We start from the raw sequence: 15441 nt of genomic DNA, 5'->3' as shown, positions 1-15441 counted from the left end.
ACGGAGATCACCGAGCAGCTGTAGGGAAGACCTGTAGGGATGTTTCCTACAAGTGTTGAAAAATCCACGTAACGGGGTAGCTGTGGCGGATCTTCAGCGGACCGCGGACGAGCTCGCCGCCCGTCTCGGCCGCCCTCTCCTGCTCGAGGACCGCGTCCAGCGCGTCGTGGCCTACAGCGAGCAGAACGGCGCCATAGATGACATCCGCCGCGACTCGATCCTGCGCCGGCACACCACCCCCGAGGTACGCCAGTGGTTACGCGCGGCCGGCGTGCACGAGGCGCCCGGCCCCATCCGCACCCAGGGCGCGCCGCACCTGGGCCTGCTGCCGCGCGTCTGCGTCCCGTTGCGGCACGCCGACGCGCTGCTGGGCTTCCTCTGGTTCATCGACGCGGAGCCGCCCATGTCGGACGCGCAGGTCGCCGAGGCCGCGGCCGCCGCCCCGGCCCTGGCGCTGACCCTCTTCCACGAGAGCCTGGCCACCGGGCTGGCCTCGCACCGAGAGCTGGAGGCGGTCACCGGGCTGCTGCTCGGCGAGCCGGACGCGGCCAGGCAGCTCATCGAGGCGGGCGCGTTCCCGCAGGCGCAGGCGGTGACCGTGTACGTGGCCAGGCCGCGCGCCGCCGAGCCGTCCGAGGCGCTCCGGCCGGCGCTGGAGCAGGGGCTGCTGGCGGTGCGGCGGCGGCTGAGCGGGCACCATCCGCTGCATCTCGTCCGCTACGACCACGCCGTGCTGCTCACGGCCGGACCGCCGGTCTCGCCGGACGAGCTGCACACGGCCATGCCGGTGCCGGTGGCGGTCGGGGTCGGCCGCCCCAGGCCGGGGCTGGCGGAGGCGGCGGCGTCGTACCAGGAGGCCAGGCACGCGGCCGAGGTGGCCGCCCGCGTGCCGGGGCTCGGAGGCACGGCGGAGTGGGCGCGGCTCGGCGTGTACCGGATGCTCACCCACCTGCCCGGCCAGGAGTTGCATCCGGGGCTCGAGGGGCTGCTGGCCGACGCGCAGTACCTGCCGCTGCTGGAGACGCTGGAGACCTACCTGGACCTGGCGGGGAGCGCGGTCGCCACGTCGCGGGCGCTGCGGCTGCACCGCACGTCGCTGTACTACCGGCTGCAGCGGGTGGAGGAGCTCGCGCGTACGGACCTGAAGGACGGCGGGGAGCGGCTCGCCCTGCACCTCAGTTTGAAACTGGCGAGGCTGTCGGGACGCTATCTACCTAGGGATTTACCTGGTTCGACCTGATTGATTCCCTGGCGCGACTCGCGTTTAATTCCCAGAAGGGTAAATTCGACGGGAGTGCTGATGCCGCCTGCGACGCGTGCTGGACCGGTTGCCGGACGTCGTGTCCGACCGATCACCGGACGCCGCCCGCCCGCTCCCGTCGTCCTCCATTCCGCCCCGCTCGTGCTGCCCGTCTGCGACGAACCCATCCGCGACGGGGCCGTGGTGACCAAGCGCGATCGGGTCCTCCAGGTGGGCCCGCGGGCCGAGCTGCTCTCGCGCTTTCCCGCCGCGGAGGAGCGCCGGTGGCCGGGGATGATCGTCGCTGGGCTGGTCGACGCCTGCTCGGCCGCCCGCTCGACGACCCCAGGGGTGACCGCGCGGGCAAGCGTGGTGTCGGGCCTGACCGATCCCGCGGGGCTGCCGCACGGCATCTCGTACGTCGAGGTCACCAGCTTCGGCGAGGAGGAGTGGGAGGAGCACGGCAGGGACGCGGTCATCACGGCTATCCGGGAGGTCGACCGGCCGAGCGCGGTGGGGATCGCGGCCTTCACCGGGGATCCGCAGGTGCTGGAGGACGTGGCCGTGCTGGCCAGGACGTTCGGGCTGCGGCTGCTCGCCGATCTGGATCGGCACTCGCCCGCCGAGCTGGACGAGGCCGGGGTGCTGGGGCCGCTGTGCCACGTGGTGTGCGCCAGGCCGCTGGATCCGGGCGAGCGCAAGCTGCTCCGGCTGCGCGGCACCGTACCCGCCCTGTGCCCGTCTCGGGCGTCGGCCGCCGACATGCTGGCCCTGCTGGACGACGGGGACGTCGTCGCCCTCGGCACAGGCGGCCGCGTCGCCTCGCCGGGGCCGGGTGACCGCCCGGACTCGCCCGGCGCGGACGCCGCTTCCGGGCCGATCGCGCTGGCGGCGGCCATCAGGCGGCACGCGCGCGAGCTCGGGCTGCGGCCCCGGGGGCTGGACCGCAGGCTGGTCGAGGCGGCCACGCTGGGCGGTGCCAGGGCGCTGGGCATGGATCGCGGCCCGGGCCGGATCGGGTCGCTCGGGCCGGGAGCCCGCGCCGACTTCGCCGTCTTCGACGCCCGTGGCCGCTACCCGTACGCGGCGCTTCTGGCCGAACCGCCCTGCATCGGCACGGTCGTCGGCGGCGTGGTCACCGAGCACTGAGGCCCGTATCTCACCTGAACTGGGCGTCCACCACGCTCAGCAGCTCCCTCAGCTGCTCGCGCTGCTCCGCCGACAGCGCCGCGAACAGGTCCTCGCCCGCCTGCCGGCGGGCGTCGCGGGCCCGGTCGGCGGCGGCGCGGCCCTCCGGGGTGATCACGATCAGCGTGGAGCGGCGGTTGCCCGGATCGACCTCCCGGCGCACCAGCCCCGCCTCCTCCAGCGCGTCCACGACGGGCGTGAGGGAGCGCGGCACGATCCGCAGCTCGTCGGCGAGCCGCACCATCCGCAGCGGCCGCTCGGGGTCGGCGTCGGCGAGCACGCGCAGCGCACGCGCCTGGCTCGGGCTGAGCCCGAGCGGGACCAGCCGCCGCACGTATCCGTGTCGCAGCCGCCGGCTGACCAGGTGCAGGAGCTCGGCGAGCTCCTTCTCCCCCACGCCTTCATCCATGTCGTTAAGTTTAGCCGGAACAAATATGAGTTAACCTCTGTTTGAGTGGACATCTGAAAGGAGCACCACTTGGAGGAGGAACCACGGGCGCCGCTGCGGCGCATCATCAAACTGTTCCGCGCCTACCGTGGCCGCCTGGCCTTGGTGGGCTCGCTCATCCTGCTCTCGTCGCTCGTGTCGCTCGCCTCGCCGTTCCTGCTGCGCGAGGTGCTGGACGTGGCGATCCCGGCCAGGGACGCCGGGCTGCTTGCCCTGCTGGCCATGGGCATGATCGCGGTGGCGGTCACGACCAGCGTCTTCGACGTGGTGCAGACGCTGATCTCCACCACGATCGGCCAGCGGGTGATGCACGACCTGCGCATCGCGGTGTACGGGCACCTGCAGCGCATGTCGCTGGCGTTCTTCACCCGTACGAGGACCGGCGAGGTGCAGTCGCGCATCGCCAACGACATCGGCGGCATGCAGCAGGTCGTCACCTCGACCGCCACCTCCATCGTCTCGAACCTCACCACCGTGATCGCCACGATCGTGGCCATGGTCGCGCTCGACTGGCGGCTGACCGTGATCTCGCTCCTGCTGCTGCCGGTGTTCGTGTGGATCAGCCGCAAGGTGGGCGAGGAGCGCAAGCGGATCACCGCCGAGCGGCAGCGCAAGCTGGCGAAGATCTCCTCGATGGTGCAGGAGTCGCTGTCGATCAGCGGCATCATGCTGGGCCGCACGATGGGCCGCTCCCCCGAGCTGACCGAGCGCTTCGGCCGGGCCTCCGACGAGCTGGCCGACCTCGGGGTGCGCACGAGCATGGCCGGGCGCTGGCGGCAGGCGTCCATCCAGATCGTCATGGCCGCGATGCCCGCGATGATCTACTGGGCCGTCGGCTACACCGGCACCATCTCGGTCGGCACGCTGGTGGCGTTCACGACGTTGCAGGTCAGCCTGTTCCGCCCGGCGGTGTCGCTGCTGCGGCTCGGCGTCGAGGTGCAGAGCTCGCTGGCGCTGTTCGGCCGCATCTTCGAGTACCTGGACCTGCCCGTGGACATCCATCCGGGCACGCGGTCGCTCCGCCGCGTCCGCGGCGAGGTCCGTTTCGAGAACGTCGGCTTCTCGTACGGCGAGGCCCCCACGCTCACCGGCGTGGACCTCACCGTCCCGGCGGGCGCCAGCCTGGCCGTCGTGGGCGAGACGGGCTCGGGCAAGACCACGCTCAGTTACCTGCCGCCCCGGCTCTACGACGTCACAGGCGGGCGGGTGACGATCGACGGGGTGGACGTGCGGGAGCTGACGTTCGAGACGCTGAGCGCGGCGGTCGGCGTGGTCTCGCAGGAGACGTACCTGTTCCACGCCTCGATCGCGGACAACCTGCGCTTCGCCAAGCCGGAGGCCACGGACGAGGAGCTGGAGGAGGCGGCGCGGGCCGCGCGCATCCACGACCACATCGCCTCGCTGCCCGATGGCTACGACACAGAGGTGGGCGAGCGCGGCTACCGGTTCTCCGGCGGCGAGAAGCAGCGCCTGGCCATCGCGCGCACGCTGCTGCGCGACCCGCCGGTGCTGATCCTCGACGAGGCCACCAGCGCGCTGGACACGCAGACCGAGCGGGCCGTGCAGGAGGCGCTGGACGCGCTGGCGCGGGGCCGTACCACGATCACGATCGCGCACCGCCTGTCCACCGTCCGCGACGCGGACCAGATCGTCGTGCTCGACCACGGCAGGATCGTCGAGCGCGGCACCCACGACGAGCTGATGGCGCGCGGCGGCCACTACGCGACGCTCGTCAGCAGGGACCGGCCGGAGTTCGAGCTCATCTGAACCTCTTATGGGCGGATTCCCGGCCGCCGCCCGGCCGCCTGACGCTCTTACCTCCAGGTGAGGAGTGTCTAACGATCACTTGCCTACACATGTCTCTACAGCTAATCTGTAATTGAACTTGTAGGTTAGCTACAAGTAGACAAGTAGTGAGGAGGTTCGGAAATGCTCTTGACCTCGATAGATCCGTTCTTCCAGGAGTTCGAGCGCCAGTTCGACCGCCTGGCTCGGCAGACCTTCGGCGCTGAGGGAACCATCATGCCCATGGACGGGCTGCGCCGCGAGGACGACGTGCTGCTGCGCTTCGACCTGCCGGGCATCGACCCCGACTCCATCGAGGTGACGGTCGACCGCGGTGTCCTCAGCGTCAGCGCCCGCCGCGAGGAGGAGGTCGCGGAGGACGAGAGGCTGTTCGTACGGGAGCGCCCCATGGGCACGTTCACCAGGCGCGTCTACCTGTCCGAGCACCTCGACAGCGACAAGATCGACGCGGGATACAACAACGGCGTGCTGACCGTCCGCATCCCGGTCCTGGAGCGGGCCAAGCCGCGCAAGGTGGAGATCCAGCGCGGCGAGACGAAGGCCATCAAGGCCTGATCGGCGGGGACGGGGGCGGGCACCCCGGCCCGCCCCCGTCCCACGAGGAGGTCGTGATGCCCGATCTGCCCTTCGACGACGAGCACGCCCCCCTCTACTCACTCGGGCAGGTTGCGGAGATGCTCCAGGTCCAGCAGGCTTACCTGAGGCGGCTCGACCAGCACGACATCATCAGCCCGAGCCGGTCGAGCGGCGGGCAGCGGCGCTACTCCCGCCACGACATCATGACCGTCCAGCACGTCACGCGGATGGCCGAGGAGGGCATGACCCTCATCGCCATCCGGCGCATCCTCGAACTGGAGCGCGAGCTCGTCACTCTCCGCCAGGAGCTGAAGGAGACTCACGCGAGGCTGCGCGAGCTGGAATGACCGCGAATGGACGCCACCCACTCGGGTAGCGGGGCTCCCATGGCAACCGACGTCATCACCCTGATCACCAGTGACCATCGGACCGTCGAGTCCCTCTTCGAGCGGCTCAAGAAGGAGAAGGGCGATCCGAAGGCCACCGTGGCCGAGCTGCACGCCCTCCTGATCGCGCACGCCCGCGCCGAGGAGGACCGGGTCTACCCGGGCATCGACGCGCACCACAGCGTCGAGGAGCACAAGGAGGCCGAAGTCCTGCTCGACGCCCTCGTACGCGCGCAGCCGGGGACGACGGAGTTCCGCAAGACGCTGAAAGAGCTCATCACGGCCGTCACGCACCACGTCGAGGAGGAGGAGACCAAGATCCTCCCCGCACTGGCGAAGTCGGCCGGCGAGAAGCGGCTCAAGGAGCTCGGCAAGGCGTTCAAGGAGCGCAGGGCGGAAGAGCTGAAGGCGCTCAGCGTCCCCAAGCAGACCTCCCCGGCCGGCTCCCGCGAAGGGGCCACCAAGGCCGAGCTGTACGAGAAGGCACAGAAAGCGGACATTCCCGGCCGGTCCCAGATGGGGAAGAAAGAGCTTGCCGAGGCACTCAGGCACGCCAAGTCCTAGGATTCCCGCCGGTCCCCTGGGTAGAGGGAACGTATGACCGAAACACCTCCGAACCGGTACGGCATGAGCGATGAGCAGGCGATCGAGGTCGCCGAGTGGACCGAGGATCTCGGCCTTCGCCACGAGGTCGTCGGGGATGACCCTCAGCACAGGGACACCCTCGACGAGCGGCTGCACCGGGAGGCCAGAGACCGGCTCCGCGAGCCCCGCCCCAAGCACCGGCTGACCCAGCCGGACGAAGGGCTGGAGTCGGACGTGGAGGACGAGGAGATCGGCGACGACTGGGGCGACGACTCCGGAGACATGTCCGCCGAGGAGCGTGCGATCCGGATCGATCCCGGCGAGGACCTCAGGTGAGCCTCTGCGCGGCGGACAGAACGGCATGCAGGTCGTCGACGATCACGTCGGCGGCCGCCGCCTCCGGACGCTCGGCGTGCAGGTAGCCCCAGGGGCCGCGGCGTAGCAGCGCTGTGCGCATGCCCGCCCGGCCCGCCGGGAGCACGTCGTTGTCGAGCCGGTCGCCCACATACAGGATCTCGGCGGGCTCCCGGCCCGCGACCGCCGCCACCTTGGTGAAGAACTCCGGCTGCGGCTTGGACAACCCCCAGCCCTCGGAGGTGTGCACGGAGTCGGCCGGCAGGTCCATCGCGACCAGCGCGTCGTAGGCCCGCTTCGGCTGGTTGCCCGCGATGATCACCTGGAACCCGGCCGCGCGCAGGGCGGCCAGCGCCTCCCGCACGTCCGGGTAGAGGTCGTCGGCGTCGAAGTGGTTGCGCAGGCCGTGCGGATCGTCGCGCTCCCAGGCGGCGTCCTCCTCGTCCAGGTCGAACCCCGGCCGGATGAGCTCGAAGGCGTCCGCGTGCGGGCGGTCAAGGGCGGCCATGCCGCCGAGCGCGCCCATCAGCACGAAGCTGCTCACGCCCAGCCGCCCGGCCCAGCGCGACCAGATGCGCGTCTCGTCGATGAGCGTCTCGCCGACGTCGAACACCACAGCCTTGATCATCAATCCCCCTGCCCGAACCTGTTTCGGCTCATTTCTTCGGGCACTTGGTGAGAGCCCGACAAGTAACCACAAGGGGGATTTTTCCATGCAACCAGAGCGAGACGCCAAAGACCGCCAGCTCGACGCCCAGCGCGTCCCGCAGGACGACCTCAATATGACCACGGACCAGGGCGTCCGGGTCGACGACACCGACAACTCGCTGCGCGCGGGCACCCGCGGGCCCACGCTCATGGAGGACTTCCACTTCCGCGAGAAGCTCACCCGCTTCGACCACGAGCGCATCCCCGAGCGCGTGGTCCACGCCAGGGGCGCCGGCGCGTACGGGATCTTCGAGCTGTACGAGCCGCTCGGCGATCTGACCACGGCCGCGTTCCTGAACGACACCTCGGCCAAGACGCCGACCTTCGTGCGCTTCTCCACCGTGGCCGGCTCGCGCGGCTCGGCCGACACCGTCAGGGACGTGCGCGGGTTCGCCACCAAGTTCTACACCACGCAGGGCAACTTCGACCTCGTCGGCAACAACTTCCCGGTCTTCTTCATCCAGGACGGCGTCAAGTTCCCGGACTTCGTCCACGCGGTCAAGCCGGAGCCGCACAACGAGATCCCGCAGGCCCAGTCGGCGCACGACACGTTCTGGGACTTCGTGCAGCTCCAGCCCGAGTCGCTGCACATGGTCATGTGGCTGATGTCCGACCGCGCGATCCCGCGCAGTTACCGGATGATGCAGGGGTTCGGGGTCCACACGTTCCGGCTCGTGAACGCGTCGGGGCAGGGCACGTTCGTCAAGTGGCACTGGCGGCCGGTGCTGGGGACGTACTCGCTGGTGTGGGATGAGGTCCTGCGCCTCCAGGGCAACGACCCCGACTTCAACCGGCGCGACCTGTGGGAGGCGATCGAGCGCGGCGACTACCCCGAGTACGAGCTGTGCGTGCAGCTCGTGCCCGAGTCCCGGGAGTACGACTTCGACTTCGACCTGCTCGACCCTACGAAGATCATCCCCGAGGAGCAGGTGCCACTGCGGCCCATCGGCAAGATGACCCTCAACCGCAACCCGCAGAACTTCTTCGCCGAGACCGAGCAGGTGGCCTTCCACACCGCCAACCTCGTGCCCGGCATCGACTTCACCAACGACCCGCTGCTGCAGGCCAGGAACTTCTCCTACCTCGACACCCAGCTCCTGCGGCTGGCCGGGCCCAACTTCTCGCAGATCCCGATCAACCGCCCGATCGCGGAGGTACGCAACGATCAGCGCGACGGCTTCCACCAGCACCTGATCCACGAGTCCCGGACGAGCTACGCCCCGAACTCCATCAGCGGCGGCTGCCCGGCGGCCATGGACGGCTACCGGCACTACCAGGAGAAGGTGGAGGGCTCCAAGATCCGGATGCGCAGCCCGAGCTTCGAGGACCACTACAGCCAGGCCACCCTGTTCTGGAACAGCATGGCCGGCTGGGAGAAGCAGCACATCGTGGCCGCGTTCCTGTTCGAGCTGGGGCACGTGGAGCGCAGGCACATCAAGGAGGGCATGGTGCAGCACCTCGGCAAGATCCACCCGGACCTGGCCGCGCAGGTGGCCCAGGGCCTCGGCCTCCCCGAGCCGGCCATGGCCGAGGTCCACTCGAATGCCTCCCCCGCCCTCAGCATGACGAACCAGCCGCGCGGCATCGCCACCCGCAAGATCGCCATTCTCATGGCGGACGGCACGGACGCTGCCGCGGTCACGAACCTGCGGCGGTTCCTGGAGGGCCAGGGGGCGACCTGCGAGATCGTCGCCCCCGCGGAGGGCACCGTGGGCGGCCTCCCGGTGGACCGGCAGCTCAGCGCGGCCAACTCGGTCATCTACGACGCGGTGGTGGCGGCCGACGGTTCGGCGCTCGCGGCGACCGGACGGGCGCAGTTCTTCCTCAAGGAGGCGTTCAAGCACGGCAAGGCCATCGCGGCGGTGGGCTCCGGCAGGCAGCTCGTCGAGGCTGCGCAACTGCCCAACGCCGTGGGCGTGGTGATGGGGGACGGGAACGACATCGCGAAGGAGTTCGCTGAGGCGGTGGCGGGGCACCGCTTCTACGAGCGGGACGTGGAGCTCGTGCCCGCGTGATTCTCAGCCGATCGGCCGCCTCGCCGTTTGGCGGGGTGGCCGATCGGTGTGGCGAGGGCTCGCGATCTTCACGGTGTGAGCTTCTCCATCGCCTTCGCGATCCGCTTCTCCGACACCGGCGTGGGCGTGCCGAGCGTCTGGGCGAAGAAGCTCACCCGCAGCTCCTCGATCATCCACCCGATCTCCGCCACGTCCGGATCCCCCCGCCGCGCCGGATGCAGCTTCTGCAGCAGGTCGTGATAGTCGTCCTCGACCTTGTGCACCCGATCCATCCACTCCTGGTCCCGCCAGGGCTCCTCCGGAAGCTTGGTGAGGCGGCGGTCGATGGCCCGGATATATCGAAGGATGTCGGATAGACGGCGGTAGCCGGTGGCCGTGACGAAGCCCGGGTAGATGAGCCTGCCGAGCTGGTCGCGGATGTCGTCCGTCGCCGCGCTCGGGCGGAGCGCGTCGAGGCGTGCCCCCGCCTCGTGCCAGACCGCGAGGATCTGTTCCGCCTTCGCCAGCACATCCGCCGCCGTGTCGTACAGGTGGGCTCGTACGTGCTGGTAGAGGCGGTCGAAGGCGACCGGGTCCCAGGACGGGCCCCCGACGTCGAGCATGAGCTTGTCCACGGCCGCGTTGACCACGTCGTCGAACAGCGCCACCGCCCCGCCGTGCGGGCTCCGTGACAGGGCCAGCTTGGCCTGGTTGGACAGGCCGCCTAGCAGCGACTTGGCCGGGTTGGTGACGTTGAGGAGCAGCAGGCGGCGCACGCCGGGCCAGTGGGAGCGGCGCTGCTCGGCCTCCATCTCGAAGATCTTGATCGAGACCGAGTCGCCCGCGTCCACGAGCGCCGGATAGCCCTTCATCCGGCCCTGCTCGAATACCTTCGACAGCCGGCCGAAGCTCCAGGTGTGCAGGCCGGTCTGCTCGAGGTCGTCGCCCGCCTGCGACAGCGTCTGGCGCAGCCGCGGGGCCAGGCGGCGCTTGAGGGCGTCGAGGTCTTTGTCCTCGGCCACCGTGCGCTTGCGCTCGTCGATCACTCGGTACGTGATGCGCAGGTGGTCGGGCACCTGGTCGAGCTGCCAGGCGTCGCGCGGCACGCGTACGCCGGTGAGCCGCAGCAGCTCACGCTCCACGGCCGCCAGCAGCGGCTCCCCGCCCTGCTCCACCCCGGCCAGCACCTGCTTGGCGTAGTTGGGGGCGGGCACGAAATTGCGGCGCAGGTGCTTCGGCAGGGAGCGGATCAGCGCGGTGATCAGCTCTTCGCGCAGGCCGGGGATCTGCCAGTCGAAGCCGTCGGAGCTGACCTGGTTGAGCACCTGGAGCGGCACGTGCACGGTCACGCCGTCGGCGTCCGCGCCCGGTTCGAACTGGTAGGTCAGCTTCATCCGCTGGCCGAGCTGTTTCCAGGCGTCCGGGTAGTCGCGGGCGCTGATGTCGGCGCCCTCGTTGACCAGCATCTCCGGCGAGAATGTCAGCAGCTCCGGCTGCTCCTGCCTGGCCTGCTTCCACCAGGAGTCGAAGTGGCGGGCCGAGACCACGTCGGCGGGCACCCGCTGGTCGTAGAAGTCGAACAAGGCCTCGTCGTCGACCAGGATGTCGCGGCGGCGGGCGCGGTTCTCCAGCTCCTCGACCTCCTCCAGGAGCTTGCGATTCTCCTCGAGGAAGCGGTGGTGGGTGTCCCAGTCGCCCTCGACCAGGGCGTGCCTGACGAACAGCTCGCGCGACAGGTCGGGGTCGATGCGGCCGTAGTTGACCTTGCGGCCGGTCACGAGCGGCACGCCGTAGAGGGTGACCTTCTCCAGGGCGATCACCGCGCCCTGGTTCTTCTCCCAGTGCGGCTCGGAGTAGGTGCGCTTGACCAGGTGCTGGGCGAGGGGCTCGACCCAGTCGGGCTCGATCTTGGCGTTGACCCGGGCCCAGAGGCGGGAGGTCTCCACCAGCTCGGCCGACATGACCCACTGCGGTTGCTTCTTGGCCAGCGTGGAGCCGGGGAAGACGGCGAAGCGGGCGTTGCGGGCGCCGATGTACTCCTGGATCGGCCGGCGTCCGTCCTGCCCGCGCTTCTCCACGACGTCCTTGACGCCGATGTGCGACAAGAGCCCGACGAGCAGGGACACGTGCACGTGGTGAGGGTCGGCGGGTGCGCTGTTGGGCTGGGCGCCGAGCGCCTGGCGGAGCTGGCTGTAGATGTCCTGCCACTCGCGGACGCGCAGGTAATTGAGGAATTCGGCCCTGCAGAGCCTCCTGAACGCGCTGGAGGACAGCTCCTTCTGCTTGTCGCGCAGGTAGTTCCACAGGTTGAGGTAGGCCATGAAGTCCGACTCGGGGTCGGCGAAGCGGCGGTGCTTCTCGTCGGCCTGCTGCTGCTTGTCGCTGGGGCGCTCGCGAGGGTCCTGGATGGACAGGGCGGCGGCGATCACCATGACCTCGCGCAGGCAGCCGTTCTTCTCGGCCTCCAGGACCATGCGGCCCAGGCGGGGGTCCACGGGCAGGCCGGCGAGCTTGCGGCCGATGGGGGTGAGCTTGTCATGGGCGTCGAACGCGCCCAGCTCGTGCAGCAGGTTGACGCCGTCCTTGACCTGGCGGCGGTCCGGCGGCTCGACGAAGGGGAACGCCTCGATGTCGCCGAGCCCGATCGAGGTCATCTGCAGGATGACCGAGGCCAGGTTGGTGCGCAGGATCTCCGGGTCGGTGAACTCGGGCCTGCCGAGGAAGTCCTCCTCCTCGTAGAGCCTGATGCAGATGCCGTCGGAGGTGCGCCCCGAGCGGCCCTTGCGCTGGTTGGCGCTGGCCTGGGAGATGGCCTCGATCGGCAGGCGCTGCACCTTGGTGCGGTGGCTGTAGCGGGAGATGCGGGCGTAGCCGGGGTCGACGACGTATTTGATGCCGGGGACCGTGAGCGACGTCTCGGCCACGTTGGTGGCCAGCACGATGCGGCGGCCGGTGTGGCGCTGGAAGACGCGGTGCTGCTCGGCGGCGCTGAGGCGGGCGTACAGCGGGAGGATCTCGGTGTTGCGGAAGTCAGCCTTGGTCAGGGCGTCGGCGGCGTCGCGGATCTCCCGCTCGCCGGACAGGAAGACGAGGATGTCGCCGGGGCCCTCGGTGATGAGCTCCTGGCAGGCGGTCACGATGCCCTGCGTCTGGTCGTCGTCCTCGTCCAGCGGCCGGTAGCGGACCTCGACGGGATAGGTGCGGCCGGAGACCTCGACGATCGGCGCGTCGCCGAAGTGGCGGGAGAACCGCTCGGGGTCGATCGTGGCGCTGGTGATGATGACCTTGAGGTCGGGGCGTTTCGGCAGGAGCTGTTTCACGTAGCCGAGGATGAAGTCGATGTTGAGGCTGCGCTCGTGGGCCTCGTCGATGATCAGCGTGTCGTATTGGTCGAGCATGCGGTCGTTCTGCAGCTCGGCCAGCAGGATGCCGTCGGTCATCAGCTTGACCAGGGTGCGGTCGCTCGCCTGGTCGGTGAAGCGGACCTTGTAGCCGACCACCTCGCCCAGCTCGGTGCCGAGCTCCTCGGCGATGCGCTCGGCGACCGTGCGGGCGGCGATCCGGCGGGGCTGGGTGTGGCCGATCAGCCCGCGTACGCCACGGCCCAGCTCCAGGCAGATCTTGGGGATCTGGGTGGTCTTGCCCGACCCCGTCTCGCCGGCGATGATCACGACCTGGTGGTCGCGGATGGCCGCGAGGATGTCGTCCTTGCGCTGAGAGACCGGCAGGTTTTCCGGATATCTCACCTCTGGTACGGCTTCGCGGCGCCGTACCAGTCGCTGCTCGGCCCGCTCCACGTCGGCGAGGATCTCCGCGGCGATCTTGTCGCGGGTGTCGCGGGAGCGCACCCGGCGCATGCCGTCGAGCCTGCGCCGCAGCCGCCGCTGGTCGCGCGGCATGAGCTCGGGCAGGCGGGATTGGAGGTCGGCGAGTGGAGAGGACAACGAAGGCGTTCCCATACTGCTTCAAGGATATTTGAGCCCGGCTTCCCCGGAGCCAACCGCCCATAGTGCCCGACGCGCCCGCTCCGCGCATCCCAATATCGTGCCTAGCGGTCGTGGGCCGAACACCGAGCCGGCCGAGGCCGTATCGTCCTGAGCCGGCTCAGGGCCGCGCCGCAAGGGCCGCGCCGATGATGCCCGCCTCGTTCTCGAGTGCGGCCGGCACCACGGGGGTGGCGAGGGTGATGTGCGGCAGGAACTTGCCGGCCTTCCTGCTCGCTCCCCCGCCGATCACGATCAGCGACGGCGAGAACAGCATCTCGACGTGCTCCAAGTACTCCTGCACCCGCTCGGCCCACTTTTCCCAGCTCAGGTCGTGCTCCTCGCGCACCCGCGCCGAGGCCCGGTGCTCGGCGTCCTTGCCGTGGAGCTCCAGGTGCCCGAGCTCGGTGTTGGGCACCAGCGTCCCGTCCGTGAACAGGGCGCTGCCGATCCCCGTCCCGAACGTCAGCACCAGCACGGTCCCCCGCTCCCCACGCCCCCGGCCGAAGGTCATCTCGGCCACGCCGGCCGCGTCGGCGTCGTTGAGCACGGTCGCGCCGCCGAACAACGCGGCCGCGTCCACGCCGAGCCACGAGCGGTCGACGTTGGCGGCCGATCGCACGACGCCGTCCACGACGACACCGGGAAATGTGACGCCGACCGGACCATTCCAAGCGAAATGCCGGACGATCGAGGCCACCACGCCGGCCACGTCATCCGGGCCGGCCGGCTGAGGCGTGGGCACGCGCAGGCGCTCCTCGATCAGCCGCCCGGCCTCGGTGTCCACGGGTGCGCCCTTGATCCCCGAGCCGCCGATGTCGATGCCCAACACGTTCATAACTCTCCTTCTCCCCGCATGACACGGAGCAACTCCAATACCGATATTTCGCCACCCCGGCTGAACCTGCCTCACGCCCTCCGCGTATCTCGCGTCACAAGCGCTAACTAGGAGGCAACGGATGCGGCCACGCATCATCACACTCTGCGCTGTTGCGGTCGTCTTGGGAGCGACTCTCACCTCTCCCGCACACGCCACCACCAGGACTCGTTTCGACGTCATCCCCCTTGTGTCGGACGTCCAGGGCAAAGCCCCGGTCACCGACCCCAAGGTCGTCAACCCGTGGGGCCTGGCCATGGGCAAGACTCTGTGGGTCTCCAACACGGGGACCGGCACCGCCACCGTCTACTCCGGTACGGGCAAGAAGGAGCAGACCGAAGTGGCCATCCCGGGCGGAGCCCCGACCGGCCAGGTGTTCAACTCCGGCGAAGGCTTCACCGTGAAGGGCAAGCCCGCCACCTTCATCTTCTCCAGCCCGAGCGGCGCCATCACCGGCTGGAACTCCGAGGTGGACCCGGCCAACGCGATCATAGCGGCGTTCACCCGCGGCGCCGACTACAAGGGCCTCGAGCTCGTCGAGACCGAGGACGAGGCATACCTGCTGGCCGCCGACTTCGCGAGCGGCCGCATCCACGCCTTCGACGAGGACTTCCGGCGCATCCGTCTGGGCCGCTGGCAGTTCGCGGACCCGGACCTGCCCGACGGCTACCACGCGTACAACGTCGCGGTGGCCAACGGCAACATCTGGGTGTCCTACGCGCTGCGCGACCCGTCCACGGGCAAGCCGGTCTTCGGCAAGGGCAAGGGCTTCGTCAGCCGCTACAACGCCAGCGGGCGCCTCACCGGCCGCATCTCCAGGACGGGGCTCAACGCCCCCTGGGCCCTCACCGCCGCGCCCAAGGGCTGGAAGGAGTACGCCGGCGCGCTGCTGGTCGGCAACTTCGGCGACGGCACCGTGCACGCGTACAAGCGCGGCCGTCACATGGGCTCGCTGCGCACGTCCGACGGTAAGCCGGTCGTGATGCCCGGCCTGTGGGACCTGGAGCCGGGCACCGCGGCCACCGGCGGCGAGAACGCCCTGTGGTTCTCCGCGGGCATCGACGGCACCAAGCACGGCCTGATCGGCGTCATCGCCCCGCAGGGCACCAAGCCGACGTCCACGGGAGCGGGAGGCACGCCATCAGCCACCCCGTCGCCCTCGCCGTCGAAGACGCACCCGTCCGGCCACAAGTCGAGCGCCCCGGCCCCCTCGCCGTCGTCTTCCTCCCAGAACCCGTACGGCGGGTACTGACCGGCGGCTCTCTCGCCGCCGCCCCCAGCCAGGCGAGGTGCGCA

General features: G+C 69.9%; 13 protein-coding genes. 9 read left to right on the top strand and 4 right to left on the bottom strand.

Annotated elements, in window-relative coordinates:
• The first annotated feature begins 82 nt into the window (after positions 1-82).
• Both EJK15_RS21560 and EJK15_RS21555 read left to right on the top strand, forming a co-directional pair.
• Complete coding sequence (locus tag EJK15_RS21560; RefSeq protein ID WP_138712265.1) at positions 83-1240, top strand: PucR family transcriptional regulator; 1158 nt, start codon at positions 83-85, stop codon at positions 1238-1240.
• Between the two features lie 204 nt (positions 1241-1444).
• Complete coding sequence (locus EJK15_RS21555) at positions 1445-2389, top strand: amidohydrolase family protein (protein WP_171074449.1); 945 nt, start codon at positions 1445-1447, stop codon at positions 2387-2389.
• A 10-nt stretch (positions 2390-2399) separates the two neighbouring features.
• On the opposite strand, the gene EJK15_RS21550 is transcribed toward EJK15_RS21555, so the two are convergent.
• On the bottom strand, positions 2400-2837 hold the full coding sequence (locus EJK15_RS21550; RefSeq protein ID WP_138712263.1) for a MarR family winged helix-turn-helix transcriptional regulator: 438 nt from the start codon (positions 2835-2837) through the stop codon (positions 2400-2402).
• 69 nt (positions 2838-2906) lie between these two features.
• On the opposite strand from EJK15_RS21550, the gene EJK15_RS21545 reads away from it, so the two are divergent.
• From EJK15_RS21545 to EJK15_RS21525, 5 genes are all read left to right on the top strand, one after another.
• A complete protein-coding gene (locus EJK15_RS21545; RefSeq protein ID WP_138712262.1) occupies positions 2907-4643 on the top strand; it encodes an ABC transporter ATP-binding protein in 1737 nt (578 codons plus the stop codon).
• A 162-nt stretch (positions 4644-4805) separates the two neighbouring features.
• Complete coding sequence (locus EJK15_RS21540; RefSeq protein ID WP_138712261.1) at positions 4806-5237, top strand: Hsp20/alpha crystallin family protein; 432 nt, start codon at positions 4806-4808, stop codon at positions 5235-5237.
• A 56-nt stretch (positions 5238-5293) separates the two neighbouring features.
• Positions 5294-5605, top strand: coding sequence for a MerR family transcriptional regulator (locus tag EJK15_RS21535; RefSeq protein WP_240777116.1), 312 nt, complete (start codon positions 5294-5296; stop codon positions 5603-5605).
• A 39-nt stretch (positions 5606-5644) separates the two neighbouring features.
• Positions 5645-6208, top strand: coding sequence for a hemerythrin domain-containing protein (locus EJK15_RS21530; protein ID WP_171074448.1), 564 nt, complete (start codon positions 5645-5647; stop codon positions 6206-6208).
• A 33-nt stretch (positions 6209-6241) separates the two neighbouring features.
• On the top strand, positions 6242-6565 hold the full coding sequence (locus EJK15_RS21525; protein WP_240777115.1) for a DUF5709 domain-containing protein: 324 nt from the start codon (positions 6242-6244) through the stop codon (positions 6563-6565).
• On the opposite strand, the gene EJK15_RS21520 is transcribed toward EJK15_RS21525, so the two are convergent.
• A complete protein-coding gene (locus tag EJK15_RS21520) occupies positions 6558-7211 on the bottom strand; it encodes an HAD family hydrolase (protein ID WP_138712258.1) in 654 nt (217 codons plus the stop codon). The two genes, EJK15_RS21525 and EJK15_RS21520, sit on opposite strands and share 8 nt — an antisense overlap.
• Before the next feature lie 85 nt (positions 7212-7296).
• On the opposite strand from EJK15_RS21520, the gene EJK15_RS21515 reads away from it, so the two are divergent.
• Positions 7297-9306 carry a catalase gene (locus tag EJK15_RS21515; RefSeq protein WP_138712257.1) on the top strand — a complete coding sequence of 670 codons (2010 nt, stop codon included), beginning with the start codon at positions 7297-7299 and terminating at the stop codon, positions 9304-9306.
• A 68-nt stretch (positions 9307-9374) separates the two neighbouring features.
• Here EJK15_RS21515 and hrpA read toward each other — a convergent pair whose 3' ends face one another.
• Both hrpA and ppgK read right to left on the bottom strand, forming a co-directional pair.
• Positions 9375-13244: an ATP-dependent RNA helicase HrpA gene (gene hrpA / locus EJK15_RS21510; RefSeq protein WP_138712256.1), complete on the bottom strand. Its 3870-nt coding sequence runs from the start codon at positions 13242-13244 to the stop codon at positions 9375-9377.
• Positions 13245-13389: 145 nt separating this feature from the next.
• Complete coding sequence (ppgK, locus tag EJK15_RS21505; RefSeq protein WP_138712255.1) at positions 13390-14106, bottom strand: polyphosphate--glucose phosphotransferase; 717 nt, start codon at positions 14104-14106, stop codon at positions 13390-13392.
• A 121-nt stretch (positions 14107-14227) separates the two neighbouring features.
• Between ppgK and EJK15_RS21500 the strand changes: the two genes are divergently transcribed.
• Positions 14228-15397, top strand: a complete 1170-nt coding sequence (locus EJK15_RS21500) for a TIGR03118 family protein (protein WP_138712254.1) — start codon at positions 14228-14230, stop codon at positions 15395-15397.
• Positions 15398-15441 lie beyond the last annotated feature (44 nt).

Source organism: Nonomuraea basaltis, from assembly GCF_005893125.1.
GTDB lineage: Bacteria > Actinomycetota > Actinomycetes > Streptosporangiales > Streptosporangiaceae > Nonomuraea > Nonomuraea basaltis.
This window is presented reverse-complemented; position numbering and strand designations above follow the sequence as displayed.

Coding starts and splice junctions, on each gene's coding strand:
- ppgK (WP_138712255.1), bottom strand. CDS start 14,106: ATGAACGTGTTGGGCATCGACATCGGCGGCTCGGGGATCAAGGGCGCA.
- hrpA (WP_138712256.1), bottom strand. CDS start 13,244: ATGGGAACGCCTTCGTTGTCCTCTCCACTCGCCGACCTCCAATCCCGC.
- EJK15_RS21530 (WP_171074448.1), top strand. CDS start 5,645: ATGGCAACCGACGTCATCACCCTGATCACCAGTGACCATCGGACCGTC.
- EJK15_RS21535 (WP_240777116.1), top strand. CDS start 5,294: ATGCCCGATCTGCCCTTCGACGACGAGCACGCCCCCCTCTACTCACTC.
- EJK15_RS21525 (WP_240777115.1), top strand. CDS start 6,242: ATGACCGAAACACCTCCGAACCGGTACGGCATGAGCGATGAGCAGGCG.
- EJK15_RS21540 (WP_138712261.1), top strand. CDS start 4,806: ATGCTCTTGACCTCGATAGATCCGTTCTTCCAGGAGTTCGAGCGCCAG.
- EJK15_RS21550 (WP_138712263.1), bottom strand. CDS start 2,837: ATGGATGAAGGCGTGGGGGAGAAGGAGCTCGCCGAGCTCCTGCACCTG.
- EJK15_RS21515 (WP_138712257.1), top strand. CDS start 7,297: ATGCAACCAGAGCGAGACGCCAAAGACCGCCAGCTCGACGCCCAGCGC.
- EJK15_RS21500 (WP_138712254.1), top strand. CDS start 14,228: ATGCGGCCACGCATCATCACACTCTGCGCTGTTGCGGTCGTCTTGGGA.
- EJK15_RS21520 (WP_138712258.1), bottom strand. CDS start 7,211: ATGATCAAGGCTGTGGTGTTCGACGTCGGCGAGACGCTCATCGACGAG.